Below are 25,919 nucleotides of genomic sequence, written 5' to 3' on the forward strand. Positions count from 1 at the left end.
CCCTTAAAGAGAAATAAAGATACCGGCTAAACAAGCGCTCATTAGGTTTGCTAGGGTACCTGCTGCTACCGCTTTCAGTCCCATATTTGCTACGTCTTTACGACGCTCTGGTGCCATCACACCAATTGAACCAAGTTGAATCGCAATCGAACCGATGTTGGCAAAGCCACACAAAGCAAAAGTAATGATAATTTGCGTGTGCTCAGTCAGTGTCGCTTTATGTTGTACGAAGTCGATAAATGCGACGAATTCGTTCATTACGATTTTCTGACCGATATAAGAGCCCGCTGCAAGTACTTCGTGGCCCGGAACGCCAATCAACCATGCTAGAGGTGCAAATAGGTAACCGAAAATAGCCTGCAGCGTGATGCCAGCAAAACCGAACATTTCACCTAAGTTTTCTAAACCCGTGTTTACCATCGCAATCACACTCACGAAGGCAATAAGCATCGTACCGACCGCAACGGCAACTTTCATACCGCCCATCGCACCGCTTGCTAGCGCATCGATTACGTTGCTTTCTTCTGATTTATCCAGCTCGATGTTGTTGTAATCACTTGGGGTTTGACGCTCAGGCACGATGATTTTTGCCATCAACAAGCTACCTGGTGCTGCCATGAAGCTTGCTGCGATTAGGTATTTCAACTCTACACCAAGACCTGCGTAACCACCCAAAACACTACCTGCGACTGACGCCATACCACCAGCCATTACCGCAAACAGCTCAGAGCGGGTCATGTTTTGTAGAAATGGACGGATAAGAAGTGGTGATTCGCCTTGGGATAGGAAGATGTTACCTGTTGCAACCAATGATTCTGCTTTGCTGGTACCCAAAAACTTTTGGATAGCACCGCCAATAAATTGAATCACTTTTTGCATGATACCCAAGTAGTAAAGGGCTGAGATAAGAGCGCTGAAGAAAATGATGATAGGAAGAACGCGGACAGCAAAGATAAAACCAGTAGAAGCAAGGTCACCAAAGAGGAATTTGATCCCTTCATCAGCAAAACTTAAAAGACCCGCAACGCCACTACTCAAACTGGCCAACGCGGCTTGCCCCCAAGGGAAGTAAAGCACTAGAGCAGCAAAACCCATTTGGAGCAACAAAGCACGAGATACGGTTTTCCAATTGATTGAAGAACGGCTCTCTGACAGTAGGAACGCACAACCTAGTAGTGCAACAATACCAAATAAACTAAATAGAACACTCATGAACCAGACCTACTGAACGTTGAAAAAGAAAGAAACACCAAAGGAATTGGCAAAAGAAAGGGACAACGTGTCGAGTGACAAGGCACCCGTAGATCTAACATGGCGACAGAACGGATAGTTCGACATCTTATTTTTACCTTATACAAGCAATTGAACTTAGCTGGTCCGGTCCGTGGGGTCATTCACTGCTGGAGAGTATTCGACTCATCCCGCTCCATGTGACGGCTTGTATGGGTAAGGGTCCTGAACAACGAACCCTAATTCCCGCTTAAACGGGTCGCAAGTATAGCCATCAAAACGAGAGTTTCATCACATTTATTTACGCAAACGTTCAAGCGTTCATTTTTTGCGCAAGAATGCCAATTTGTGTTCATACTTGTAGTGAAAATAGGGGTATTAAGAGGGGAACGCATGGTGAAACGGCCAAAAACGGACAATAAATGTTCAATCGAACACCAAAGTCCAAAAATGAGTAATTTTGCTCTCGCCAATCTATGGATTTTGGATATACAATTTGAAACGCTTCTTTCCGAAGCCTCTGTGTATTCAGAGCATCATGATGCCGAGATGGTGAAATTGGTAGACACGCTAGCATGAGGTGCTAGTGCCTTAGGTGTGAGGGTTCGAGTCCCTCTCTCGGCACCATTATTCTTCCTATAAGAAATTTAGAGTGTAATGCAAAGTTCTAAGCAGGCAAGACAATCCGCTGATGCTAACCAACTTCTAAGCGAGCTTGCAGTGCACGCCCTATTACACCTGCACTTCAAACTCCATGCGTCCTCGCGACCTATTCCCTTAAAAGAACGTAACGACTTACTGCAAAAATGGCTTAAGCCTAAGCTTAAAAGTAACCGCTACAAACTGATTAAAAAGCCGTTAAAGTCTCTGACTCAACAGGCCAAAGGGGAAAATGGCAACCTTGAAGCTTTGCTTGAACGCTGTGTGGGTGCGAATAAACCGAGCAATCCGCAACCTCACCTCGATAGTTACTTGCTACTGATTAACGAAGTAGAGAAAAAACTCGGTACGACCGTACTGCTCTCGCGTCCTGAAGATGTCGATTTATCACACGACCAGCATGGCTGCTTACTGTGTGTCCTCTCTGACAACTTAAACCAACACTTCGATGATAATAACGCCATGATCGCACCTATTTCGATGCTTTTCCGTGGCCCAATGAGTCAACGTTCATTGTTCTTAGGTAGCATTTATGCCAGCAACACCTTCAATTATGAAGTGCAATATCAAGACGAACAATTTGTACGTATCTCACTCGAGTTAGCGTAAGTTTGATTGATATAAACATACTATTGACGTTGTAAGCCAAATTCTAAAAGGCCGCGAATTTCGCGGCCTTTTGCTTATCGAAACATAACGTTTTCTCGATCAATCCAGCTCGCGAAAGCGTGCCGTAAAGTGACGAAGTACCGGAGGCTCATAATCAAAGGTGAGTCCCTTTAACTCATGCGAGCGGTTCTTCAATTCAATAATGGCATCGGCGATATAATCCATATGGTCGTTGGTGTAGACGCGACGCGGGATGGTCAAGCGCATCAATTCGAGTTCTGATGCTTTCTGTTCACCCGTTTCCGGATCTCGACCAAGCAACAGTGAACCAATCTCTACTGCACGAATCCCTGCTTCTAAGTACAAAGCATTACACAACACTTGTGCTGGAAATTGATCCGCGGGTATATGAGGTAGGATTTTCGCTGCATCAACAAACACGGCATGACCACCCGTTGGATATTGAATTGGAATGCCACCCTCGCGTAGACGCTCACCCAAGTATTGCACTTGGCTGATGCGGTAGTGAAGGTAATCCTCATCCGCACCTTCATACAGACCACGAGCCAAGGCTTCCATATCACGGCCAGCCATACCACCGTAAGTCACAAAGCCTTCCATCGGTACACATCGTGTTTGAACCGCTTGGAACAGCTCTTGATGATCGCGAATACAACACATACCACCAATGTTTACCATTGGGTCCTTCTTCGCTGACATAGTGAGCATGTCGCCGTATTGGTACATCTCGCGGATGATTTCAAGAATCGATTTGGTCTCGTAGCCCGCTTCGCGTTGCTTGATAAAGTAAGCGTTCTCACAGTAACGAGCCGAATCAATCACCACTGGAATGTCGTACTTGGTTGCGATTTCGTACACGCTGCGCATGTTTTCCATCGACACAGGCTGACCGCCTGAACTGTTACACGTAACCGTTGTGATGATCGCACAGATGTTGTGAGAACCATGCTCTTCAATCGTTGCCACCAGCTTATTAAGGTCAAAGTTCCCCTTCCAGTCGTATGGCGTGGTAGTGTCGAATGCTTCTTCTGTTACCACGTTAATCGCTTTACCGCCATTGAGCTCAATGTGACCCGCTGTGGTGTCGAAGTGGTAATTTGATATAAACACTGGTGTCTCACCACCGCGAACCTGACGCATACGTTCAATCAAGGCTGGGAATAAAATTTGCTCCGCCCCACGACCTTGGTGCGCCGGCACTGTCAGCTTGTAACCAAAGAAGTGCTCTACCGCATCACACAAGTTGTAGTAGTTGCGGCTACCCGCGTAGGACTCATCACCCATCATGATCCCCGCCCACTGATTGTCACTCATAGCACCAGTGCCAGAGTCGGTCAGCAGGTCGATATAAACATCATCACTACGAAGAAGAAATGGGTTAAAACCCGCTTGCTTGAGGGCAACTTCTCGGTCAGCCAAGGTCGTCATTTTGATTGGCTCAACCATTTTGATACGGAACGGTTCTGGGATACGTTTCATTGTTAATTTCCTTATACGCATGACCCTACGCACTTAAGCGAAGAGTAAAACAAACAGATAAATTGCTTTTCAATGCGAGAGCATTGAGGAAATTAACGACCAGAAATTTTACTAAGAAGAGACAGGCAGAAGTCTAGGTTGTACCAGAACGACAGCACCAAACGGCTATCAAGAATATTCTTGACTCTCATCGTCTTCGTCCTCCTGATAAAAAGAAAAGCCAGAAACCCCATGTCCCTGACCTTTTCAATATAGTGCAGTTTTCAATCAAATTTCAGTGAAGCTCACCTCATTTCACGAAGGTCTTGCCCTTTTCATTCTGCGCTTAATGCTGCTCTCTTTGACCATGTAGTCGAACAATGGAGCAAACAAGTTGGCAAACAAAATCGCTAACATAATGCCTTCTGGGTAGGCGGGGTTGAGTACACGGATAAATATCGTCATCACACCAATCAAGATACCGTAGGCCCACTTGCCACCGTTGGTGAATGCAGCCGATACGGGGTCTGTCGCCATAAAGAAAGTACCAAACGCAACACCACCAATCACAAAGTGCCAGTAAAACGGCATAGAGAACATAGGATTGGTATTAGAGCCAATTGCATTAAGCAGTAGCGACGTCACGGCTAAGCCAACAAAGACACCCGCAACGATCCGCCACGACGCGATCTTCATAAAGATCAGCACCAGACCTGTAAGCGCGATCAGCAGGGTCGAGACTTCCCCCATAGAACCCGGCAAATTACCAACAAAAGCGTCCATCCAAGAAATAGGCTGGCCTGTCATGTTGTTGGTCAAAGCGCTCTGACCACCTTCATACCATTGGCTCAGCGGTGTAGCGCCAGAATAACCATCTGCCGCAACCCAAACAGCGCCGCCAGACATGTTAGCGGGATAAGCAAAGTACAAGAACGCGCGCCCAGCCAATGCGGGATTCAGGAAGTTACGCCCCGTACCGCCGAAGATTTCTTTCGCCACCACGATACCAAAAGTGATACCTAACGCGGCTTGCCACAACGGAATGGTGGGCGGGAGAATTAACGCAAATAGAATGGAGCTAACAAAGAAGCCTTCATTCACCTCGTGCTTGCGGACAATAGCAAACAACACTTCCCAGAAGCCACCAACCACAAACACAGTCGCGTAGACAGGCAGAAAGTAGGTTGCACCGACCAGCATTTTGCTCGCCCAACCTGCTTGGCTGGCCGCCTCTACTGAACCCCAAACCCAGCTTAGACCCCAAGAGGCATCAATGGCTTGCTGCGCTGCCACTTGGTCAAGACCATAGAGCAAAGCGTCGCTGGATTGTTGCCCTATGTTATACATGCCCCAAAACATCGCGGGGAATACAGCTAACCACACCATGATCATGATGCGCTTCAAATCGATGCTGTCTCGAACATGGGTGACGCCGTGGTTCACTTTACCCGGCGTATAAAAAAGGGTTTCAACAGCTTCGAAGAGTGGGTAGAACTTGTGGTATTGGCCTCCCGGTTCAAACTTTGGTGAGACCTTTTCAAAATAATGCTTCAGACTCATAACGTCTCCTCCTCTAAAGAATGTTACGAGCTGCTATCAAAAGCGATCGTTTTTAGCCTGTTTAACTCCCCCCATTACGTATTTATCTGCTGGCACAGAAGACCTTGCTATTATGTAAACAGTGAAAGGCGTGCTTATACTCAATCAATAACAAAACAATGGAGTGGATTATGAAGTTAAGGATGATGTGGACCGCGATGATGTCGTTGGCCGCTTTTTCATTTGCAGGTAACGCATTGGCCGTGGACAAGCAAATGTCTCCTGGTTTGAAGAAAAAAATGCAAGCGATCTGCGGTTCGAAAGGCGGTGTCCCTGGAGGTTGGCAAGTGGCGAAAGTGACACCAGATGCCGAACGCTCGCTCAGCATGATTCTGCATCAAATGAATGCGACAGATAAGTTAAAGCAAATCAATGATGTCAGAACTCAAATCGTCGGCGGTACACACTATGCGATGGAGTTCGAGCTTAAAGATGGAGAAGTCTGGAACGCGATTGTCCTGCACAGTGCTCGCGGCGATTACATGATCGAGAGACACGCCAAAAAAGGCGAACTCTGCCCGAAAGACGGCAACTCCTAATTCCCAGATTCAAATACAATAAAGGCGACAGTTTAGTCGCCTTTGTTCTTTTCTGGTTTAGCGACGGCTTCAAACGCTCGTGTAAACTGATAACTCATAATCTGGGGGCGAATCAAATCACATACTAAGTCAGACACATCATGCTTGGTGAATGGTAAATGTTCCGATAGAACCTCTTTGGACTCTTTATCAACCGTTTGAAAAGATTCAACAATTCTTAGAGGAACGTGAAACTGATGGTCTCTCACGAGAAAGAAATAGTATTGGAGATGTTCGCCATACGTCGCTGCGTTGTTAATTTCGCTACCAATTTTCACCGCTTCAACACGGCTGCCTTCACAATCAAATTTAAGCACATTGGTAATTTCTGCTTCCATAGAGCCTGGCACGTAGACCCTATAATCTGACTCCAACTCGTGACCTGATAACAGATATGCATCATTAAAACTCAAGATTTGAAAACTTAAAGATGGAGTAGGTACCAACAACATCGTCAAAAAAAAACTACCTAAAAATATCTTTGAATGTACCTTTTTTATACAGCCCTGCAAAAATCTCATGTCGTTGTCCATATGAATCTGTATTTTTATTAACTACCGCTGTAATACTATCCGTGACAGTACGAGAGGCTCCTTTGTCAGCTTTCAAATATAACTTGTTATTTAACCAAAAAATCATCGCAGTCCTTACTGCATATTTTGGTTTAGCCACAAGGTTTGGGGAGGAAACAAAACTCACATCTTCATCCCAGATGTTGGCGTGTACTCCTTCTATTGCAGCATAATTCCCCTTACCTGTAAGCTGTATCATTCCTCTACCGCGGTACTTCCAGCCATCACCAGTGCTTTCACTTCCATTCCCTATTCTCATAGCATACGCATTGTTTGCTATTGCTTGTTGATTGGCTTTTTGATTGATTGCGGCGTTTCTTCCATGTTTTTCTGCTAGCTCTGGATTTTTACGATAGGTTTTGAATGTATTTTTTAATCCCTGAACTGAATAATTGAAATTCTCTTCAAGCGTGATATAAGGACCTACCTCTTTTACCAATTGAGCAATGAAGTGCGATATTCGTAATTCGCTATCTAACTTACACTCAACTAGCTTTGATGAAAGTTCTTCGCTTATAACTAGTAAATATTCATCTGAAACTCTCGCTTCATTCTTCCAAACTTTCCTAAGATGTTGCTTCGTAATCATAACTCCTCCAATAAATACAAATTTAAATAGAAAGAGCTAGAAAACATCTTAAAAATGTAAGTTAAACGCTGCCATACGTCACCTTTAAATCGCTTTATACATATAAATTACGTTATCTTGCGATACAATCCACACTCGAAAAATAGCGCACGATATCAACAAACTCCTGTCGCCATGCAGGCTCATGTTTAACGACGTCTACTTTGTGATTGGCTAAGCCAAACTTCCAGCACACCCGACACTAATAACCTAACAAACAAAGTCATTATTTTTCTGGGGTACTTCTAGTTTGGCTTTTTACTGTTAAACCGTCTCGGTTTTCGCTTCTATCTTCTCATTCACCTTATCGCAAATGTACTCCCCAATTGGCATTGCAGATGTCGCAGCAGGTGAGGGGGCGTTGCAAACATGCAGGCTTCTCGCGCTTTCGGCAAACAAGAAGTCATGAACCAAGGTTCCATCGGATAACACTGCTTGCGCGCGAATACCCGCAGGATATGGTTTGAGGTCTTCGACCTTGATGCTAGGGCAATATTTGTTGACCAATTTCAGATAGCTCGGCTTCCACCACGAGTTCTTAAACTCATCCAATCCGGTTTTTAGATGCTTTTGTGTCACCTTCCAAAAGCCGGAGAAACTGAGCATTTGCATGGTATCTTGCAGGCTGAAGTTAACCTTGTCGTACCCTTCTCGCTTCCAGCCTTGCACCGCATTTGGACCAACGGTCACACTGCCATCAATCATGCGAGTCAGGTGGACGCCCAAGAATGGCAAATCAGGGTCTGGAATTGGATAAATAAGATGATTCACCACTTGGTCGTGTTTGCTATCTAAACGGTAGTATTCGCCGCGATAAGGGATTATTTGGAAATCGGTTGGAATAGACATCATCTTAGTCATGCGATCCGCCATCAAGCCGCTGCAAGTGACCAAGAACTTGGCATTGAGCTGCATAGTTTGACCGTCTGAAATGCAGGTCAATTGAACTTCTTCATCCTTCTCTTCGGCAGCCACCACTTTGGTTCTCAGGCTGATTTGACCTCCGAGCTTTTTGAACTCTTCCGCCATTTGCTCAGTGACCAAACGATAATCGACAATACTGGTGGTTTTGACATAAATCGCGCCCAAGCCAGTGATGTTTGGCTCAGCCAGTTTGAGTTGAACTTCATCGAGTAGCTTTACGTCAATTCCGTTGACATGGCAGCGCTCATAGAGGGCATTCATGCGTTCGACTTCTTGCTCGTTGGTCGCAACCAGCAACTTGCCACAGTTCTCCATCGGAATATCGTGCTCGGCACAGAACGAAATGGTTCGCTCTACCCCACGCTTGCAAAAGTCTGCCTTTAAACTGCCCGGCGCGTAGTACACCCCGGCATGAATCACGCCGCTATTGTGTCCGGTTTGGTGCTTGGCAAAACCGGATTCTTTCTCAACCAATAAAATGGATTTGTCTGGGTGACGTTGCTGCAGTTGCCATGCCGTCGACACACCAACGATACCGCCACCAACAATGATGTAGTCATAGACTGATTTCATACGACCTCTTATAAAACCGATAGTTGAGATTGTTGCAATTTGAACTTGCGACCACTGTAAATGAACACCGCGACAAATACCGCACAGCTTGCCACACGAACCAACATTGGGATGTCGTGCCAAACCAGCAATGTACCCACCACTACCAACAAGAGACGCGTCAGAATGTTTAGAGGACCTTCCAAGTAGCCTTCAATAGCACCAATCAATGCATAGGTACCGATGATGGCAAAGAAACCTACAGTGATCACCGATGTCACATCCCAACTCACCAAGCCTGTGTAAGCAATCAACAGCGGTACAAGATACAAACCTTTGGCGATTTTCCACGCCATCAAACCAGTGCGCATTGGCGGTGTTTTAGCGATGGTTGCTGCTGCAAATGCGGTCAAACACACTGGAGGAGTAACGTTACTGTCTTGCGATAACCAGAAGATGATGAGATGAGCAGCCAGCAATGCCAAACCTACCGCTTCCATACCCAGACTTTGCTCTAGTAGGGTTTCCATAAAGTCCGCAGGCACTAAAGCCACCATTTCTTTCGCGGTTTCCAACGCCATTGGTGTATTAAGCAGTTCCAGGTTTTCTGGCGCCGCCAACATAAAGATGGCTTTTGCTTGTTCAGGCAGTTGACCTGACACCATCAATTCAAGCAATTGGTTTTCCGCAATCAACTTGTAAAGCGCAGGGGCAGACAATGTACCCAATACAATATACGCCGCTGTCACGGGTAAACCCATGCCCAATACCAGAGAAGCGAGCGCAATCAGAACGATCATGATGAACAAGTCGCCATTCGCCCAACCGTCGATCATCAATGAGAACGTATTACCAATGCCCGTGGTGCTGATCACGTTGACCACCAAACCTATACCTACCAGCAATACGGCGGTTGTCGCCATGTTTTTCGCACCTTGTGAAAGTGCTTCGATGATCGCTTTTGGTCCCATCTTATGATCTTTCGAAAACCAAGAAGACACCACCACTGAAATGATCGACAAGCCCGCAGCGTAAGTCGGCGTAAAGCCTTGAACCAACAAAGTGACCAATACCGCCAGTGGAATAAGGTTGTGCCATCCGCTGATCACTACTTTTAGTAGAGACTCATCACTGGTCGTGATCTTTTGAACGCCGCTGCGTTTGGCTTCGATACGCACAAAGAACGCCACAGACAAGAAATAAATAAGAGCAGGAATAAAAGAAACCGCGATGATATCAACATAAGGAATTTGCGTGTAAGACGCCATGATGAAAGCACCCGCCCCCATCACTGGTGGCATCAACTGACCACCTGTTGACGCTGCGGCTTCAACGCCCGCAGCAAAGCGCGAAGGGAAACCTGCTTTCTGCATTAAAGGAATACTGATAACACCGGTGGAAACCGTATTTGCCACACTAGAGCCTGATACTGAGCCCATCAAACCGGAGCCAATCACCGCAATAAAACCGGGACCACCGATGATTTTGCCAGCCGCAGCACGTGCCACATTGATAATGTAATCACCGACACCAGAGCGAACAAGAAAAGCACCAAACAGAATGAACATGAATACGAAAGTCCAACTGATGCGCGAGATAGAACCAAACATGCCCTCGGAAGAATAGAAGCTACGGTAGAGCAAAGTTTCCATGCTCAAACCCGGGAAGTGGAAAATACCTGTCGCCCACTTACCCCAAAACACAACGTAACTCAGACACACCACAATCAGCACAGGGATAAACCAGCCCATGGTGCGTCGGATCAGCTCAATAACAATCAAAATTGCCATGATGGCGAAGACCCAATCGCTGGTCACGAACTTAACGCCACGTTCATACAGCGCGTCTTCGGCATAGGGAATATAGAGCAAACACGCGACCGCGCCCATGGCAATTAACACATCGATACCGAGTGCAATCTTACTCTGCTTGAGAGAGATATGAGCCGGATACCAAAGCGCACAAATCACCGCAAAGCCAGCAAAGTGGGTCGCGGAAATCCATAACTCTGGTAACGTCGATAAGGTATTAAACCAAATGTGCAAAGCAGACAACACCACGCCAAACACTGTGATTGTGGTGGTTACCCACGGAAAATCAGTGCGCGTGGGCAGCTCAAACTTCTGCAATTCCTTTTCTATTGAGTCGCTCATCTCATACTCCAAGCTCTGGCGGCTTTTTCCATCTTAGAAATCGGTAGGGATAAAATGCCCCGAGCCAAAACTCGGGGCGAAGTTGGCGTTATTTCGCCATTAAGTCTGATGGGATTTCGATGCCCATTTCTTTGTAGTAACGCGCCGCACCTGGGTGAAGAGGCACTGGCAAGCCAGCAATCGCTTTCTCAATCGCCATTGCTTTTGTTGCTTTGTGGATGCCTTGTAGGAAAGGCAGGTTCTCGTAAATTGCTTTGGTTAGCTGGTAAACGTCTTCTTCCGAGATATCTTCACGAACTGCCAAGAAGTTTGGCTGTGCAATGGTAGTGATAGGCTTATCTAGACCTGGATACGTGTTCGCAGGAATTTCGTACTTCGTCCATAGGTTGTAGTTACCGTTCGCCTCTTTGATTTGCTCGTCAGTAAACGAAAGAATCGAAATGTCTTTACCCAACGCAGCAAAAGCTTGAGTGACCGCACCAACAGGTACACCTGCAGGCGTGTTCATGCCGTCAATGGTGCCGTTTTGAAGTGCGCTCGCACTGCCGCCGTAACCCATGTAAGCAAGATTGAATTTATCAGGATCTACCTTGAGACCTTTCATGATTTGGCGACCAGAATTCTCAGTACCTGAGTTCTTCTTACCGATAGAAAACTTCTTGCCATCTAGGTTGTTCAGGTCAGTCACTGTGCCCGTTTTTGCTAGGTCAGAACGAACAATAAAGTGCTCAACGTTTTGCCACAGCATAGAGACTGAACGCAGCTGTTCTTGACGACCGCTCTTCTCATAAGGACCTTCACCAGACCAAGCCCATGCACCGTAAAGACCTTGTAGAATCGCGAACTGTGCTTCATTTTCGTTCAGCAGTTTGACGTTTTCACCAGAGCCCGCAGAGCTGATTGCAGAAAGGGAGAAGTGGTGCTTTGGTGCCAATTTCACTTTGCTTAACGTCGCCAACGCTACGCCCACAGGGTAGTAAGTACCACCTGTCGATGCCGTTGCAAGAATGTAGCTACGATCTTCTGCCGCAGCGTTAGCAGCAATACCAAAAGAAGTCACAGCGACAGCCAAAGCTTTTACCAGCTTATTCATTTTCATTATTACTCTCCGTGTAGTCGTTTCACGATTGGGGATTTACATCATGTTAAATCTTTATTAACAACGCATTCCCTAGAGCAATTGAAATGCCAACTTTTAACTCTTTGTATTTATTGAACTAAGTGCTGAAAGACATCAAAAATGAGCAAAATCATGCTGATTTGATAGCAAAGTAATGAGCAAGATCTTGCTCATTGAAGAGAAGAAGGTTGCACGCCTAGATCGCAAAAGGTTAATAAAATGTGATCAAGACAAAATAAATGCACGATTCACTAATAAGCAATATTTTGCCGATGCAATTTTGGATTGAACTGCAACTAATGAGCGTCTTAACAATAAGAAGAAAAAGCGCATCATTCTAAACTGCTCACTTTATCAGCGGAGATTTATAGCCTAAACGACTACAAATAGCACAAAAATACAGCAAAAAAAGCCATGTTACAGAAATGAAAAGTCATTTATTCTAATTTTGAATTTAGAAAGCAGTTCGATCCACCAGTTCAGAAACAAACATTGACCGTATCAACTTATTTTCTACTTCGGGGTTGTGCCAATAGCCCTATGTTCGTTAGGGTAACAACACACCAAGGCAAACGTATTCCTTGGTATTTTTTCGTCATTAAGGATCACCCATGTCAGCAACTGCGCAATTACAATTCGCTTTAAAACGCCCATCTGGCGTTGCTGCTGCGATCCTCCTGCTCTCTCTGAAACTGATTCAGAGCTGACAGGCTATATCTAAACTTTCTGTCAGCTTGAGAAGAAGCTGACGGGAACACCACATACTCCTCCCATTCCTTTCAGTTTCTTCCAAGCGAAACATAAGAGGAATAACAATGTTAAGCGCACGCAATATCGCCGCTTTGGGCTTCATGACTTTCGCCATGTACTTAGGCGCGGGTAACCTGATCTTCCCTCCATTTTTGGGTTATCAAGCAGGTGAAAACTTTCTGAGCGGGATGTCTGGCTTCCTCTTAACGGGCGTAGGTCTGCCTGCAATGGCACTAGTGATGGTCGCTATCGTAAACGGTTCAGACAAATTAACCGCAGCCCTACCTAAACCTTTGGCGACCAGTTTTTGGGTAATGGTATTTATTGTGATTGGCCCTGCGTTCGTGATTCCACGTGCAATTACCGTGGCTTACCAATTCAGCTTTGCGCCAATGTTTGGTGATGCCGCTTTGGTGCCTTTCACTATTGCCTTCTGTGCTATCACCATTCTATTTGCCCTATATCCGGGTAAATTGGTCGACAACCTAGGCAAGATCTTAACGCCTGCCTTGATGGCAATCTTGATCATCATGTCTGTGACGGCTTTGGTTTCTCCTGCAGGAGAGCTAACTGCCGCAACGGGACCATACGTATCTGGCGCATTTGCTGAAGGCTTGACCCAAGGCTACATGACGATGGATGCGCTAGGTTCTATCGGTTTTGGTTGGATTATCTTCCGCGCGATTCGCAGCATGGGTGTGGATTGTCCGAAAGCCACCGCAAAATACACGCTAATCGCAGCTTTGATGTACGCGGTTGCCATGGCGTTTGTTTACATCTCATTGGCTTACATTGGCTCAACAAGCTCATACTTGGGTTCTGAGTTCAGCAATGGTGGCGACATTTTAACGGCGTTCACCTTCAGCCACTTCGGCGCATTTGGCTCACTATTACTAGGTGCCGTGATGGTATTAGCGTGTTTGACTACTGCTATCGGCGTAACCACCGCAGGCAGTGAGTTCTACGACAACACTTTCAGCAAAGTGAACTACAAAGGCTGCGTTATCACGACCATGGTATTGGCTGGTTTGATCGCCAACGTAGGTCTAGAGCAACTATTGGCGATCACATTGCCAGCGGTTGTGGCGCTTCACCCAGTCGCGATTGCGTTGATGATCATGGCACCAGTGCGCAACAAGATGTCGCAAATCATGGTGGTCGCGACGGCGTTCACTGCGCTAACGTTTGGTTGTGTTGATGCGCTGCACATCCTAGGTTACATGCCAGAAGCCGCAAACCAATGGTTAGACAGCAACATGCCGCTGTACCACTACTTTGCAAGCTGGATTGTTCCTACTATTGCGATGGTGATTGTGGGTGTAGTCTTTACCCGCAAGGCAAACCAACAACACTCCGAGTTGGTAAACCAAGCCTAGATTGGCAAGTACCTTAACAAATAAGTACCTCAACAAAAAACGGCTTCCTCAGAAGCCGTTTTTTCTATGTGTAGTCAGAGCGATTCAAACCAAACTTCTGCATCTTTTGGTTGAGGGTTCGGCGCGGTAAATCTAGCTCAACCATCACATCCGTAATCCGTCCTTGGTGTCGAACGAGGGAATCATGCAGCACCTTACGCTCAAAATTATGGAGCTGAATCGCCAATGGAACGCCCGCTTGTGTCTCTTCGGTTGTAGAAGATGGTCGACTGGAGAGAATTTCCATCACGGAGACGGTTTCATCCAGTGCAAAACGCATCGCGACATTCCTGAGCTCACGCACGTTACCGGGCCAAGCGTAAGCAAGAATGGCTTTTCTATCGGCTTCACTCAGCGGACGACTCTCAGGGTTACTTTTCAGAGCAAAGTGTTCGAACAAGATCAACGCATCTTCTTCTCGTTCGCGTAGCGGTGGCAAATAGATCTGCGCCACATTGAGTCGATAATACAAATCCTGACGAAACTCATCATGATCATTGAGATCTTCTTTCGCGGCGGCGATCACTCTCAAATCAACTGAGATCTGTTGATTGCCTCCAACGCGCTCAACTGTATGTTCCTGTAATGAACGCAACACTTTCACCTGCATGGACAGCGGCATACTCTCGATTTCATCAAAGAATAAAGTGCCTTTATCCGCGTATTCCAATTTACCAATGCGCTTTTTACCCGCTCCAGTAAATGCCCCAGCTTCGTGCCCAAACAGCTCACTTTCAAACAGGTTCTCGGGAATCGCGCCACAGTTGATTGGCACAAAATGATGGGTTCTACGTTGGCTTTCATTATGCAAACTGGTCGCTACCAACTCTTTACCACAACCTGTCTCACCGTAAATGATCACGTTGGTATCAATGCGCGCTAACTTGGCTACTTGTTCTCTAAGCTGTTGCATCACTCGGCTTCGCCCAATCAACACTTCTTCTAAGCCACTAACGCTAGATAGGTACTCTTGGCGATCTTGAGTAGACGTTTGTGCGCGATAGCTCTCTACCGCTTCGGTCACTCGTTGGGACAAGCGCTCAGGTTGGAAAGGTTTCTCGATAAAATCGAACGCACCGTTTTGTAATGCGCCTACCGCCATATCGACATCACCATGTCCGGTGATCAAGATAACCGGCGTTGGAATATGATTGGCAATCAGACTTTCTAGTATCGACAAGCCGTCGGTGTCCGGCAGACGAACATCACTGACAATCGCATCAAATTCTTGGCTAAGAATAGCCGCTTTGCCCTCTTCGCCTAAACTGAATGCGGTCACATCGAACCCAGCCAGTTGCAGCCATTGACTGGTAGCCTGACGAACAATGTCATCGTCTTCGATAAGTGCAATTTTAGGGATGTCGTCAAAAGCCATGAGTTACTGCCTGCTTTATGGGGTGGGAAAGAAATCGCTCTTTATTAACGGTAGCAAAAACCACTGAGGAGAAAAGGAGCTAGATCTCACTTCTTGCTTACAAGTCTTTAACATCCAACCAGTTAGGCGCACTCTTTAATGACTGTTGGTGAGAACGCACTAGCTGAATGGAGTCAGTATGCAGCGCAAAAGGAATGGCAAAACATGGCTTGTGGTCGCAATTGCGGCAGTGCTGATGTTGTCTTGCTATAGCGCTAGCAGAGAGGTTGCCCGTCAGTGGTTGAGTGTACAAACTCAAACTGAAGCTCAGCAAAAGCTACTCGACTATATCGGTGAAGTTCGTCGCGCACTTAAACGCTTCTACCACCTGCCTTACCTCGTCACCAATAACCCTGAAACCATCGCGTTTGTGAAAGGGAATCTGACATATTACGAACCGTTGCAAACCCAACTGACTCAACTCGATAAAGCTGCCAATACGGAAGGTTGGCTAATCCTGTCTAACTCTGGCGAAGTATTGGTCTCGAGCTTAATCGAAGAGCGCTTTAGCCTGTCTGACCGAAAAGCGATTGTGGAACAAATTCACAATCAAGCCGGTGGTGTTTCCTTGGTGAACAAAACCAAAGGTTCAAGCCCGTTGTATTATCTGGCAGCCCCTATTTACGACGGTTTAGATATCGCGGGCATTGTGGTGGTGCAAATTAACCTAAGCTTGCTGACCGAACAGACCATTACCAGCCAAGACATCATTACGTTGCAGAATCGTCAGCAGCGCTTTTTCCTATCAAGCAGCTCGCTCTATAACGCAGACTGGTTTAACGAACCGAGCAACACCGTTCAGTTGGAAACGCAGCGCTTATACGACAACACCAACATCAGTGTGTGGACGCTCAACCAACAGCGTTATTTTGCGCACACCGTTAAATTGGATGATTTGAATTGGTACGTAAGCTACCTCACCCCTTCTAAGCCGATTCAACAAACCATCAATGTGATTGGTTGGAGCGTAGCTGCGCTGCTCTTATTGGTTGTATTACTCGTCATCATTGGTCTACAACGTCGCCAAAAGCACATCAACCAACAACGAATTCAAGCTCTGCTGGAAGAGTCCCAACGCCGCTTGAAACAGATGATCAATAAGACCCACGTTGGTTTGCTATTGATTGATGAACAAGGGCAACTGTTCGATCTCAACCCAATGGCGAAGCGTTTATTCTGTTTACCAGAAAGCGTCAATCGACACGCTTTTGCTTGGGAGTTATTCGATGCAGGCAATCCCAATTCCACCACACTTAAGTTGCTCAAGGATTTACCTAAACATAAAGAGCTCGCAGAGATCAGCACGGTCGAAACCATTGCCAGACGCAGTGACGGAAGCGTCTTCCCTGTCTTGTTCTCACTGACCAGTTTCCCTTGGCATGGCGAGCAGTATTTCCTTGCTACGATCATCGACATCAGCAAACGAAAAAAAGCCGAGCAATCGCTGCAACAAATCAACCAAGAACTGGCGTTGCGGGTAGAAGAGCGAACTCAAGCGCTAAAAGAAGCACAAAGCCAGTTGATTGAATCAAGCAAAATGGCCGCCTTGGGTCGCATGTCGAGCGCGATTACTCATGAACTTAATCAGCCACTGACGGGCTTACGCACCCTGCTCACAACAAACGAACTGTTAGCAGAACGTGGCGAAACCGAGATGATGAAAGCCAACAATGTGCTGGTGCAAAAACTGATTGATCGTATGGCGAGCATGACGAGCCAATTGAAGACGTTCGCCTACAACAAACCAGAGCGACTCCAACCTCTCTCCCTTACGGCTGCTTTAGAAGAAACCCTGCGAGTGTATCAAACTCAATTAGCCGATATTGATGTGCGAATTCGTATTCCCCATGATTTGCCCCATATTCTGGGTGAAGAACAAAGGCTGCTTCAAGTCCTTGGCAATTTGGTCTCCAATGCTTTGGATGCAATGAAAGAGACAGAAAATCCACAGCTCAACCTCATCGTCAATCAAACTAAAATGCAAGTTGAGTTAGCCGTCAGTGATAATGGCTGCGGCGTGTCAGATGAGATGCTTGAATCCATGTTCGAGCCATTCCAAACCTCAAAGAAAATTGGGGAAGGATTGGGGCTGGGTTTAGCGATTACGGCCAACAATATGCGTGATATGAACGGACAAATTAGCGTGCATAAGAATGAACAAAATGGGCTGACTTTTACTTTATTGTTCAAATCAGCCTAGGTTGATATTGATTACAAAATCATCATTAGAACTAGGCATCCCCGCTGTTTGAGAAAAACACGATCTCGATACAAGAATCCCTCCTTGACCTACACTATTCTCAAGCAAATAAAACGAATAACTTCCGAACGATAAAGAGTGAGAAACATGATTAAGTTTCCTGAACATTTTCTTTGGGGCGGTGCCATTGCTGCAAACCAAGTAGAAGGGTCGTACAACCTTGGGGGTAAAGGGTTATCGACATCAGACATGCTGCCAAACGGTATTTTGAGTCCGCATCAAACTCGTGAAGAGCGTACGCCGGGTATCAAAGACGTGGCGATCGACTTCTACAATCGCTACCCAGAAGACATTGCGCTATTCAAAGAGATGGGCTTTAACTGTCTGCGCCTATCTTTGGCATGGAGCCGCATCTTCCCGAACGGTGACGAGCTAGAACCTAACGAAGAAGGTTTGGCGTTCTACGATAAAATTTTTGACGAACTTGCCGAGCACGACATCCAACCTTTCGTGACCTTATCTCACTACGAAATGCCTTACGCACTGGTCGAGAACTACGGCGGTTGGGGCGATCGTCGCGTCATCGAATTCTTCGAACGTTATGCTCGCACTGTGCTGGAACGCTACAAAGACAAAGTGAAGCTGTGGTTAACGTTCAACGAAATCAACATGTCACTGCACGCACCATTTACTGGTGTTGGTTTGCAAGAAGACGCCAGTGAACAAGAGATTTATCAAGCGATTCACCACCAACTAGTCGCCAACGCAAAAGCGGTAAAACTGTGTCAGCAAATCGTACCAAACGGCAAGATTGGTAACATGCTGCTTGGCGCCATCAACTACCCATACACCTGTAACCCTGATGACGTGCTGGCTGCAATGCATGAAAACAACAAGTGGTTGTTCTTCGGTGATGTACAAACACGTGGTCAGTACCCTGGCTACATGAAGCGTTACTTCCGTGAAAATGGCATTGAAATTCAGATGGAAGCAGACGACTTAGAAGAGATCGCATCGGCAAGTGTCGATTTCATCTCATTCAGCTACTACGCAAGTGGCTGTGCGAGCGCGGATCCGAAACAGAAAGAAGTGGGTAACATTGTCGATAGCGTACCAAACCCATATCTTGAGAAGAGCCAATGGGGCTGGCTGATCGATCCAAAAGGTCTTCGCGTTCTGCTGAACTTCCTTCACGATCGCTACCAAAAGCCACTGTTCGTCGTAGAAAACGGGCTAGGTGCGCGTGATGAAATCGACGAAAACGGTGAGATTCAAGATGATTACCGCATCGCTTACTTGAACGACCATCTTGTACAAGCACATGAAGCAATTTTGGATGGCGTTGAGCTGATGGGCTTCACCAGTTGGGGACCAATCGATTTGGTCGCGAACTCAACCGCTGAAATGAGCAAACGTTACGGTTACATCTACGTTGATCGCCACAACGATGGTCAAGGTACGTTAGAACGTAAACGTAAGAAGAGCTTCTTCTGGTATCAAGATGTGATTCGCACTGCGGGCGGCTCGCTCAAAAACTAAGTTACTTGTCTAGATATAAAGTGCATGTGTATTTAGATAGAAAAAACAAAGCCCTGCAAACGCAGGGCTTTTCTTACTCCCGATTTTCAGTCGTATGACCTATTGGTTAAACACCAATTTCACCACCGTCTTCACGGCGAATAACCACCGTTGCCGCACGTGGACGCAGTGTCATCCCCGCAGGTGTTTCTTCTGCTGCATTGTCGCTGTAAGGCCAGTTACCCGGGTGCTGGATGTTCACAAACAACGATTTGTAATCTGGGCTGATGGTAAAGCCCGTCACTTCACAGCCGTTAGGGCCAACAAAGAAACGCTTCAGCTCAGCTTGGTTTTCTGCACCAATCACCTCTTGCGTACCGTTTTCATCCGTCAGTTTAGAAGGTACAACCGCAAGCATTTGGTCATTGGTGTAAGACGTCACTTCATCTGCACCGTTGTCCGTTTGAATCCACAGAATGCCGCGAGGGTCAAACGCTAAGCCGTCTGGGCTCGCAAACTGGTTAAGCTCGGTCAAGCTCGAACGGTTAGTGTCCGCATCACCGTTTGCTGGAGAACCAAACACAAAGATATCCCACGTGAAGTCTGTTGCTGCTTCGCCTTCATCCCAACGGATTACGTGACCAAACTTGTTGTTCAAACGTGGGTTTGCAGGGTTAGTTTCCTCTGTACGCTTAGTGTTATTCGTTAGCGTCAGGTAAACCGAGCCTGTGAATGGGTCAACGGTACACCACTCTGGGCGATCCATTGGCGTCGCACCAACAAGGTCAGCTGCACCAGCCGTATTCAGGATAATTTCAGCTAGAGAATTGAAGCTGTCGGCAAGTGTGCCACCAGAAACTGTCGTGCTATCTAGTGTCAGTGGTAACCAAGTACCAGAGCTGTCCTCGTTGAAGCGCGCCACATACAGTGTGCCTTCATCCATGTACTTGTCACCCATCGCCAAGCGGTTATCAGGGTTAGCATCCGCAGGATCCCACGCTGCCGCAGATTCAAATTTGTATAGGTACTCAAAGCGAGAGTCGTGACCAGAGTAGAATACCACTGGTTTGCCTTCTTCAAGCTTGCCGAATGTACAGCCTTCATGACGAAAGCGGCCTAGTGCAGTACGCTTCTTCGCACGTGAGTTTTGCGTGTAAGGGTCAATTTCAACAATGTAACCATGGCCGTTCGCCTCGTTACGGTAATCGTCCAATGCGCTTGCGCCTGTTGGTTCTACATTGAATCGCGTGAATTCGTCCAAACGCTCTTCGGCATTACCCGCTAACGTTTCCCATAGGTAACGAGTGCTTGTGTCATCAACACCAATACGATCTTGCTCTTCAGTGCGAACACCTGCGTTGACGAAGTAACCCGGCCAGTTCTCTTCACACGTTAGGTACGTGCCCCAAGGCGAGAAACCATTACCACAGTTGTTCAGTGTGCCACGTGCTTGGCTGCCATCTTGCGAGAAGCGAGTTACGGTCAATTCTGTATTCGCGACAGGGCCAGAAAGATCCATAACCGTTGCACCAGTGTAGCGTCGGTTTAGTGGATCGGTATCGACTAACTTCCACATATTGTCTTCGAGCTGTATGCGAACCACAGACACGCCGTGTGCATTAATTTCCTTACGAACTTCATCAACGATAGTACGCACACCGCCCACAACTTTTGGGCCACTTGGGTGCAGTGCTGAAGTATCAATGTACTCGTGGTTGATACACAACAAGCCGTCCGTGTCGCTATCGTTTAGCGAGAAAAAGTGCATGCCGTCGTGGTGCATACCAAGTGCATTGATTTGATCGGTGCTTGTATTGCTGCCGTCGTCTTTCCATGCATTACCTTGTGCGTTTAGAGGCGTACCCCATGGCACCAATACTTGTGCGACGTAACCTTGCGGAATCGATACTGCATCCGTTAGTGAGCCTGGAATCGAATCAAAATTCAGGACTGCACTTGAAACGCCAGAGCCGCCACCAGCAGAAGTGCCTGAACTAGAAGAGTTGCACCCTGATAGACCAAATGCGCCAAAAGCGGTCATCGCACTGATACCTAGGCCACCTTTCAGGATACTGCGTCGAGATAGGCTCGCTTCCAGTACTTCTTCAAAAGGCTTGTTATTACTCTGGTTGTAACGCGTCGCGTCGAAGGTTTCCTTACTCATGGTGTTGCTTTCCCAGTGTTAGGTTGAATTATAGGTTTGTAAATCATTGAGCGAGGGGAAGTTTGGAAGAGAAAAGTGACAGAACCAGTCTATCTTTATGAACTTTGTGTTTAGAAAATGTTATAAATCACCCCTCTATTCTACGTACTTTCGATTTTGCTTGGGCTGAGCTAGATTTGGAGGTATAAGGTTTACTCAAATCATCTACGAGAAATAATCATGAAACTAGATAAAATCGATAACAAAAATCGTCGTCTTCGCAAGAAGCTGTTCCTAGGCGAATTCGCAATCCTAGGTTTTGAGATCAGCTGTGAGACTGACATCAACGACTTTGACCGTTACGATGCATTCGTTGATGAGTTTATCGACTACATTGATGGCCTAAACCTTTGCTTCGGTGGCGGTGGTCTAGAGCTGTTTGAAGGCTTCCTATGTTCAACAGAGCGTTACGAAAGCGCAACTGAAGAACAAAAAGCACAAGTTCTAGCTTGGCTACAAGCTCGCCCAGAAGTAAGCAGCGCAAAAGCTGGCGAACTGGTTGACGCAAACTACCTGTAATTACGGAATCACTCTGTAATAAATAGAGTTGAGCAAGTAATGAGAAAGCTGGTCTTCGGACTGGCTTTTTTGCATTTAAGGCTATGGTTTTGTGCTGAAATGTTGAATCTAGAAAGAGTGGAACGTTTGGTTTTTTTTTGGGAAGCTTAGTTTAGGAAAGCTGGAGTCTTGGAAAGTATGGATGCGCTAGATAATTTTAGAGCTGGCATTTTATGGAAGGTTATCCGTCCATTGCCAGCTCAGTGCCATTGAGTATGGTTTACTATGCTTTTTTAGCAGTCTCAGTCTTTGTGTCTTTCCAGTATTGGATACGAACACGGTGTAGCTGAGCTCTTCTCATCTTTTTCATAGCAATCTCCCTCATCTATATAGGTAACGCTCATCTTGAGCTTATTGTCTAAGGTTGTATTCCTCTTCAATCTATCGAGGAACGAATCAATTAACCGTGACTAATTTCACAACATAATGATAAAAGTAGAAGCGTTGCAGTCATTTTTTGACCAGTAAAACTGCTTTTATCTTGTTGATACGGTCAACTTACTCATCACTTATGACAGAAATATGGCAATCAAGTTCCCTATTTAACCTGTCATCGAATCTTAATAACGATTCTTAGATAACCTAGCAAATAATATACCAGTTTCACATAAATTCCAGTTTAGTACACAACAAAAGTACGCACATGCTCAAACTAAGGTTGGATTCGCTGCTGGTAATGTTGTCGGTAATCTCGCGGAGTTAGCCCTTTGTAGGTTTTAAAGTGGCGATTAAACAAAGCTTGATTGCGATAGCCTACTCGTTCAAACACAATTCCTATTGGTAACTCCGTCGATTGCAACAAATCAGCGGCATGGTTGATTCTTAGCTTCATCAAACGTTGGCTAAACGGCTCTTTAAAGTGCTTTTGAAACAATCGTGTGACCGCACTTTCGCTCAACGACAAGTAGTTGGCTAAATCAGCCAATGTCACCTTGTTGGCAAAATGCTGCTCAAGATACGCGTTCACACTTGCGACGCGCTCTCTTTCTTGTTGCTCGTGTTCACTCATCGAAAGATAAGAATGCGTCATCAAGGTTTTTGCCGCTTCGTCATGGGCAACCAAAGATAGGATATGAATGAATCTCGACAATTGTTCCATCGCGGGCACTTTCATCAACTCTTGCAGAAGATCCACGACTTGCTGTGCCGTTCGCTCAGAGAACACCACTCCTTTATTTGCAGCTTTCAATAACGGGTCCAGTTTGCGTAACTCAGTACAATAGAACATTAGGTTCGCGATCCACTCACGCTTAAACCAAATCACATGAGTCTCACAGTTGCTTTCTACCGACGTGGAGTGAATAGAGTGAGGCACACCCGGCGCAATTAACAGCATCTGGTTGTGAGTCACCTCTAGCTCGTGGTGTCCAATGTGCAAAGTCCCCGTAAAGTGGCGGTGGATGACCAACTCAAAAACGTCATCGTGAAAATGGAAATCGTATTCTTTCGCTGGTTCATCAATACGACGGTAGCGCCAAGAAAAACCAGGCCTTTGCGGTACTTTTTCGATGTGCGCCATTTGATACCCCACAAGATAGTATTGTTTCACGCGCAAATAATATCAGTATTACGGACATATTCTTCATCACGCCTCAATAGTATTGATATTGAGCGGCATACTATCAACTAAGCCTCATCACGCTCCTTATTCTTCTCTTGTGAAGACAAGCTAACTAAGGAGCTTTTTTTATGAGTAACTTTAAAACCAAGCTGCGCCAGATCATGCAAAAAACTCGTGATGAGTGGGCTGCGTTTGCGATAAAGGAAATGGGAATTTCATCTAAAGCCATCGCCAAATCTTATGGCTACAAGTCGAGTTGTGATCTTGAGCAAACTCTTAAACAAGACGAAAAAGACGCCGATTCGTACATTCGCTCGTCACCTTGTGCGAGATCTCTCACAAGCGATGTAAGCAAAACGACCATTTTTGACTAAGAACAAATCGAAAAACAAACCTAACTAACTGAAAATTAATAATTATCCTTTTTTAAGCAATATTCGCTGCCAAAGTTTTTTTACCTAGCTGATTGAGAGTAATCAGCAAAACAACAATACTAAGTGTGTCGACAGGATGTTGGCGGGAACAGGAAAAAAGCCTAAAGGATTGGGTATCTTCAGGATGAAGATTTGATAGCTTAGGATGAGTTGTCAGCAAGGATGTAGTTAAGCTCTAGGATAGAGTTCGCCCGTCAGGATGATAGGCAAGAATGGACACCGCTAGGAAGGCGATGAACAAGGAACTCGGTTAAAGGACTTAGCCACAATCAAGGATAGATGCAGGGAGCACCTATTAGTAGCCGGATTGCTGCGAAAAAGAATAAGCCCCGTCTGGGAAACCAGGCGGGGTTTTATTTTGCCTGTCATTTACCATCCTCCTCTGCGTTATTCCACGCATCATGCTATTATTTCTACACTTTCTCTCGAAACGCTTTCTTTAATAAACGCTGAGCAAACAACGTCCTATGCTTAATCCAGTTTGGTTACACACATTCAAAACTCTTGTCGAAGTCGGCCACTTTACTCAGACAGCAGAAAAGCTCTATATGACCCAGCCCGGTGTCAGTCAGCACATCAAAAAGCTAGAGCAAGCTTGTCAGCACCCATTGATTAAGCGCGAGAACAAAAGCTTTGAACTGACAGAGCAAGGCCGAATGGTGTATGCCTACGCGTTAGAGTTGGAAGAGAAAGAGAAAAACTTACTGGAAGATCTGAGCTTCGATGACCCCTTTGCAGGTCATTGCAAGCTGGCTTGTTCCGGAGCACTTGCCTTGATGCTGTTTGATCCACTGCTTGAAAAACAAACCCAGCATCGCGGATTGTCGATTCACTTGGAAGCGGCACCAAACCAGTCGATTCTAAATGGAGTTGCTGACGGCCGTATTGATATGGGCATCGTGACTTACTCTCCCAACAAGAGTGTTTTCCAAAGTGAACAAATTGGCAGAGAAGCGCTGTGTCTGATCTTACCAAAGTCCTATCATGGAAAAACGTTAACGCCTGAACTGCTTCGAAGTTGCGGCGTGATTGGTCACCCTGATGCTGAACATTATATGACGTTGTTTTTCGACCAATGTGCAGAACCTTTACTCAAAGAGATCAAGGTCAGTGACATGCCATTATCAGGCTACGTTAACCAACTCAGTCAGATTCTATTGCCCGTTAGCAAAGGACTGGGTTTTACCGTTTTGCCCTACAGTGCAGTGGAGAGCTTTCCACTAAGAGAAGAGTTGTATGTGGCTGAGTTAAAACAACCGGTATACGAAGATTTGTTTTTGGTGAGAAAACGCAGCCGCACTCTGCCGCTGCGATACCAGACCATCAAAGAAGTATTATTGGATGTGATTGGTGAGGCTCATCAATGATGTTAGCCACTCTTCGCTGGTAATGCGTTTATCTTGGCAATCCACCCAATAGGGTTTGCCAGATAACCAGCTCTTTGATGCGACCTCTTTTATAAACACTTCTACAGAATCAACGTCATCTTTGGCGTAATCCCATTTATTGCGCATGTGTTCTGCCGCTTCTTGATTAGTGTACGCCTTGCCGTTACGGATAAAGGTGCAAGAGGATTGCTCAACTCGCTTTATCAACGTCGAGATATCTTGCTCTACCCCTGCTAGTGCAAAGGTAGGCAGAATGCTTAATGTAAGTAACAGCGTCCACTTTGCTATCATCGCATCTTTATCCTTATCCCTGACCACGTAACTAATAGCAAGTAACTAGTACCAAATAACTACTAATAAGTGACTTAACTATT

At 46.0% G+C, this 25,919-nt stretch carries 20 protein-coding genes and 1 tRNA gene; 9 read left to right on the forward strand and 12 right to left on the reverse strand.

The features are described 5' to 3' along the window. Window positions 1–3: 3 nt before the first annotated feature. Window positions 4–1,212 (reverse strand): NupC/NupG family nucleoside CNT transporter, encoded by a 1,209-nt coding sequence (locus L1076_RS04710; RefSeq protein WP_038875278.1) that lies wholly within the window; start codon window positions 1,210–1,212, stop codon window positions 4–6. A 561-nt stretch (window positions 1,213–1,773) separates the two neighbouring features. On the opposite strand from L1076_RS04710, the gene L1076_RS04715 reads away from it, so the two are divergent. Then, window positions 1,774–1,857, forward strand: a tRNA-Leu gene (locus L1076_RS04715). A gap of 30 nt (window positions 1,858–1,887) precedes the next feature. After that, the gene (locus L1076_RS04720; protein WP_038868549.1) at window positions 1,888–2,499 is read left to right on the forward strand and encodes a DUF2913 family protein; all 612 of its coding nucleotides are present in this window, start codon (window positions 1,888–1,890) and stop codon (window positions 2,497–2,499) included. Window positions 2,500–2,598: 99 nt separating this feature from the next. Here L1076_RS04720 and L1076_RS04725 read toward each other — a convergent pair whose 3' ends face one another. After that, window positions 2,599–3,999, reverse strand: coding sequence for a tryptophanase (locus L1076_RS04725; protein WP_039976044.1), 1,401 nt, complete (start codon window positions 3,997–3,999; stop codon window positions 2,599–2,601). 294 nt (window positions 4,000–4,293) lie between these two features. Further along, on the reverse strand, window positions 4,294–5,538 hold the full coding sequence (locus L1076_RS04730) for an NADH:ubiquinone reductase (Na(+)-transporting) subunit B (protein WP_237303249.1): 1,245 nt from the start codon (window positions 5,536–5,538) through the stop codon (window positions 4,294–4,296). A gap of 170 nt (window positions 5,539–5,708) precedes the next feature. Here L1076_RS04730 and L1076_RS04735 point away from each other — a divergent pair, with 170 nt between their 5' ends. Next, window positions 5,709–6,116 (forward strand): cystatin, encoded by a 408-nt coding sequence (locus L1076_RS04735; protein WP_032802191.1) that lies wholly within the window; start codon window positions 5,709–5,711, stop codon window positions 6,114–6,116. 32 nt (window positions 6,117–6,148) lie between these two features. Here L1076_RS04735 and L1076_RS04740 read toward each other — a convergent pair whose 3' ends face one another. From L1076_RS04740 to L1076_RS04760, 5 genes are all read right to left on the reverse strand, one after another. Continuing rightward, window positions 6,149–6,493 (reverse strand): hypothetical protein, encoded by a 345-nt coding sequence (locus L1076_RS04740; RefSeq protein WP_237303250.1) that lies wholly within the window; start codon window positions 6,491–6,493, stop codon window positions 6,149–6,151. Between the two features lie 127 nt (window positions 6,494–6,620). Continuing rightward, window positions 6,621–7,316 carry a hypothetical protein gene (locus tag L1076_RS04745; RefSeq protein ID WP_050568801.1) on the reverse strand — a complete coding sequence of 232 codons (696 nt, stop codon included), beginning with the start codon at window positions 7,314–7,316 and terminating at the stop codon, window positions 6,621–6,623. 303 nt (window positions 7,317–7,619) lie between these two features. Further along, complete coding sequence (lhgO, locus tag L1076_RS04750) at window positions 7,620–8,852, reverse strand: L-2-hydroxyglutarate oxidase (RefSeq protein WP_237303251.1); 1,233 nt, start codon at window positions 8,850–8,852, stop codon at window positions 7,620–7,622. 8 nt (window positions 8,853–8,860) lie between these two features. Then, on the reverse strand, window positions 8,861–10,984 hold the full coding sequence (locus tag L1076_RS04755; protein ID WP_237303252.1) for a TRAP transporter permease: 2,124 nt from the start codon (window positions 10,982–10,984) through the stop codon (window positions 8,861–8,863). Between the two features lie 88 nt (window positions 10,985–11,072). Next, window positions 11,073–12,083: a TAXI family TRAP transporter solute-binding subunit gene (locus tag L1076_RS04760; RefSeq protein WP_005374185.1), complete on the reverse strand. Its 1,011-nt coding sequence runs from the start codon at window positions 12,081–12,083 to the stop codon at window positions 11,073–11,075. 836 nt (window positions 12,084–12,919) lie between these two features. Here L1076_RS04760 and brnQ point away from each other — a divergent pair. Further along, window positions 12,920–14,230: a branched-chain amino acid transport system II carrier protein gene (gene brnQ / locus L1076_RS04765; protein ID WP_237303253.1), complete on the forward strand. Its 1,311-nt coding sequence runs from the start codon at window positions 12,920–12,922 to the stop codon at window positions 14,228–14,230. Between the two features lie 64 nt (window positions 14,231–14,294). Here the strand turns inward: brnQ and L1076_RS04770 are convergent, their stop codons facing one another. Then, on the reverse strand, window positions 14,295–15,644 hold the full coding sequence (locus L1076_RS04770) for a sigma-54 dependent transcriptional regulator (protein ID WP_171370689.1): 1,350 nt from the start codon (window positions 15,642–15,644) through the stop codon (window positions 14,295–14,297). A 178-nt stretch (window positions 15,645–15,822) separates the two neighbouring features. On the opposite strand from L1076_RS04770, the gene L1076_RS04775 reads away from it, so the two are divergent. Both L1076_RS04775 and L1076_RS04780 read left to right on the forward strand, forming a co-directional pair. Next, window positions 15,823–17,883, forward strand: coding sequence for an ATP-binding protein (locus tag L1076_RS04775; RefSeq protein WP_237303254.1), 2,061 nt, complete (start codon window positions 15,823–15,825; stop codon window positions 17,881–17,883). Window positions 17,884–18,030: 147 nt separating this feature from the next. Continuing rightward, on the forward strand, window positions 18,031–19,422 hold the full coding sequence (locus L1076_RS04780) for a family 1 glycosylhydrolase (protein ID WP_237303255.1): 1,392 nt from the start codon (window positions 18,031–18,033) through the stop codon (window positions 19,420–19,422). A 106-nt stretch (window positions 19,423–19,528) separates the two neighbouring features. On the opposite strand, the gene L1076_RS04785 is transcribed toward L1076_RS04780, so the two are convergent. Then, window positions 19,529–21,565 carry a PhoX family phosphatase gene (locus L1076_RS04785; protein ID WP_237303256.1) on the reverse strand — a complete coding sequence of 679 codons (2,037 nt, stop codon included), beginning with the start codon at window positions 21,563–21,565 and terminating at the stop codon, window positions 19,529–19,531. 219 nt (window positions 21,566–21,784) lie between these two features. Here L1076_RS04785 and L1076_RS04790 point away from each other — a divergent pair, with 219 nt between their 5' ends. After that, window positions 21,785–22,123, forward strand: a complete 339-nt coding sequence (locus L1076_RS04790) for a YggL family protein (RefSeq protein ID WP_005438242.1) — start codon at window positions 21,785–21,787, stop codon at window positions 22,121–22,123. Window positions 22,124–22,814: 691 nt separating this feature from the next. Here the strand turns inward: L1076_RS04790 and L1076_RS04795 are convergent. Beyond that, window positions 22,815–23,681, reverse strand: coding sequence for a helix-turn-helix domain-containing protein (locus L1076_RS04795; RefSeq protein WP_038896564.1), 867 nt, complete (start codon window positions 23,679–23,681; stop codon window positions 22,815–22,817). A 170-nt stretch (window positions 23,682–23,851) separates the two neighbouring features. Between L1076_RS04795 and L1076_RS04800 the strand changes: the two genes are divergently transcribed. After that, entirely contained in the window at window positions 23,852–24,097 is a 246-nt protein-coding gene (locus L1076_RS04800) for a hypothetical protein (protein WP_186176261.1), read from the forward strand. 527 nt (window positions 24,098–24,624) lie between these two features. Then, window positions 24,625–25,524 (forward strand): LysR family transcriptional regulator, encoded by a 900-nt coding sequence (locus tag L1076_RS04805; RefSeq protein ID WP_104037577.1) that lies wholly within the window; start codon window positions 24,625–24,627, stop codon window positions 25,522–25,524. Here the strand turns inward: L1076_RS04805 and L1076_RS04810 are convergent. Next, window positions 25,492–25,836: a DUF5329 family protein gene (locus tag L1076_RS04810; RefSeq protein WP_104037578.1), complete on the reverse strand. Its 345-nt coding sequence runs from the start codon at window positions 25,834–25,836 to the stop codon at window positions 25,492–25,494. The two genes, L1076_RS04805 and L1076_RS04810, sit on opposite strands and share 33 nt — an antisense overlap. Between the last annotated feature and the right edge of the window lie 83 nt (window positions 25,837–25,919).

Origin of the sequence: Vibrio sp. MMG023, assembly GCF_021654215.1 — a bacterium.
Classification (GTDB): Bacteria; Pseudomonadota; Gammaproteobacteria; order Enterobacterales; family Vibrionaceae; genus Vibrio; species Vibrio jasicida.

Excerpts from the sequence above, each read along its gene's own strand:
- L1076_RS04805 (WP_104037577.1), top strand. The coding sequence starts at position 24,625 with ATGCTTAATCCAGTTTGGTTACACACATTCAAAACTCTTGTCGAAGTC.
- L1076_RS04735 (WP_032802191.1), top strand. The coding sequence starts at position 5,709 with ATGAAGTTAAGGATGATGTGGACCGCGATGATGTCGTTGGCCGCTTTT.
- L1076_RS04710 (WP_038875278.1), bottom strand. The coding sequence starts at position 1,212 with ATGAGTGTTCTATTTAGTTTATTTGGTATTGTTGCACTACTAGGTTGT.
- L1076_RS04790 (WP_005438242.1), top strand. The coding sequence starts at position 21,785 with ATGAAACTAGATAAAATCGATAACAAAAATCGTCGTCTTCGCAAGAAG.
- L1076_RS04780 (WP_237303255.1), top strand. The coding sequence starts at position 18,031 with ATGATTAAGTTTCCTGAACATTTTCTTTGGGGCGGTGCCATTGCTGCA.
- L1076_RS04760 (WP_005374185.1), bottom strand. The coding sequence starts at position 12,083 with ATGAAAATGAATAAGCTGGTAAAAGCTTTGGCTGTCGCTGTGACTTCT.
- L1076_RS04755 (WP_237303252.1), bottom strand. The coding sequence starts at position 10,984 with ATGAGCGACTCAATAGAAAAGGAATTGCAGAAGTTTGAGCTGCCCACG.
- L1076_RS04785 (WP_237303256.1), bottom strand. The coding sequence starts at position 21,565 with ATGAGTAAGGAAACCTTCGACGCGACGCGTTACAACCAGAGTAATAAC.
- L1076_RS04810 (WP_104037578.1), bottom strand. The coding sequence starts at position 25,836 with ATGATAGCAAAGTGGACGCTGTTACTTACATTAAGCATTCTGCCTACC.
- L1076_RS04720 (WP_038868549.1), top strand. The coding sequence starts at position 1,888 with ATGCAAAGTTCTAAGCAGGCAAGACAATCCGCTGATGCTAACCAACTT.
- L1076_RS04775 (WP_237303254.1), top strand. The coding sequence starts at position 15,823 with ATGCAGCGCAAAAGGAATGGCAAAACATGGCTTGTGGTCGCAATTGCG.
- lhgO (WP_237303251.1), bottom strand. The coding sequence starts at position 8,852 with ATGAAATCAGTCTATGACTACATCATTGTTGGTGGCGGTATCGTTGGT.
- brnQ (WP_237303253.1), top strand. The coding sequence starts at position 12,920 with ATGTTAAGCGCACGCAATATCGCCGCTTTGGGCTTCATGACTTTCGCC.
- L1076_RS04740 (WP_237303250.1), bottom strand. The coding sequence starts at position 6,493 with ATGGAAGCAGAAATTACCAATGTGCTTAAATTTGATTGTGAAGGCAGC.
- L1076_RS04730 (WP_237303249.1), bottom strand. The coding sequence starts at position 5,538 with ATGAGTCTGAAGCATTATTTTGAAAAGGTCTCACCAAAGTTTGAACCG.
- L1076_RS04795 (WP_038896564.1), bottom strand. The coding sequence starts at position 23,681 with ATGGCGCACATCGAAAAAGTACCGCAAAGGCCTGGTTTTTCTTGGCGC.
- L1076_RS04725 (WP_039976044.1), bottom strand. The coding sequence starts at position 3,999 with ATGAAACGTATCCCAGAACCGTTCCGTATCAAAATGGTTGAGCCAATC.
- L1076_RS04745 (WP_050568801.1), bottom strand. The coding sequence starts at position 7,316 with ATGATTACGAAGCAACATCTTAGGAAAGTTTGGAAGAATGAAGCGAGA.
- L1076_RS04770 (WP_171370689.1), bottom strand. The coding sequence starts at position 15,644 with ATGGCTTTTGACGACATCCCTAAAATTGCACTTATCGAAGACGATGAC.
- L1076_RS04800 (WP_186176261.1), top strand. The coding sequence starts at position 23,852 with ATGAGTAACTTTAAAACCAAGCTGCGCCAGATCATGCAAAAAACTCGT.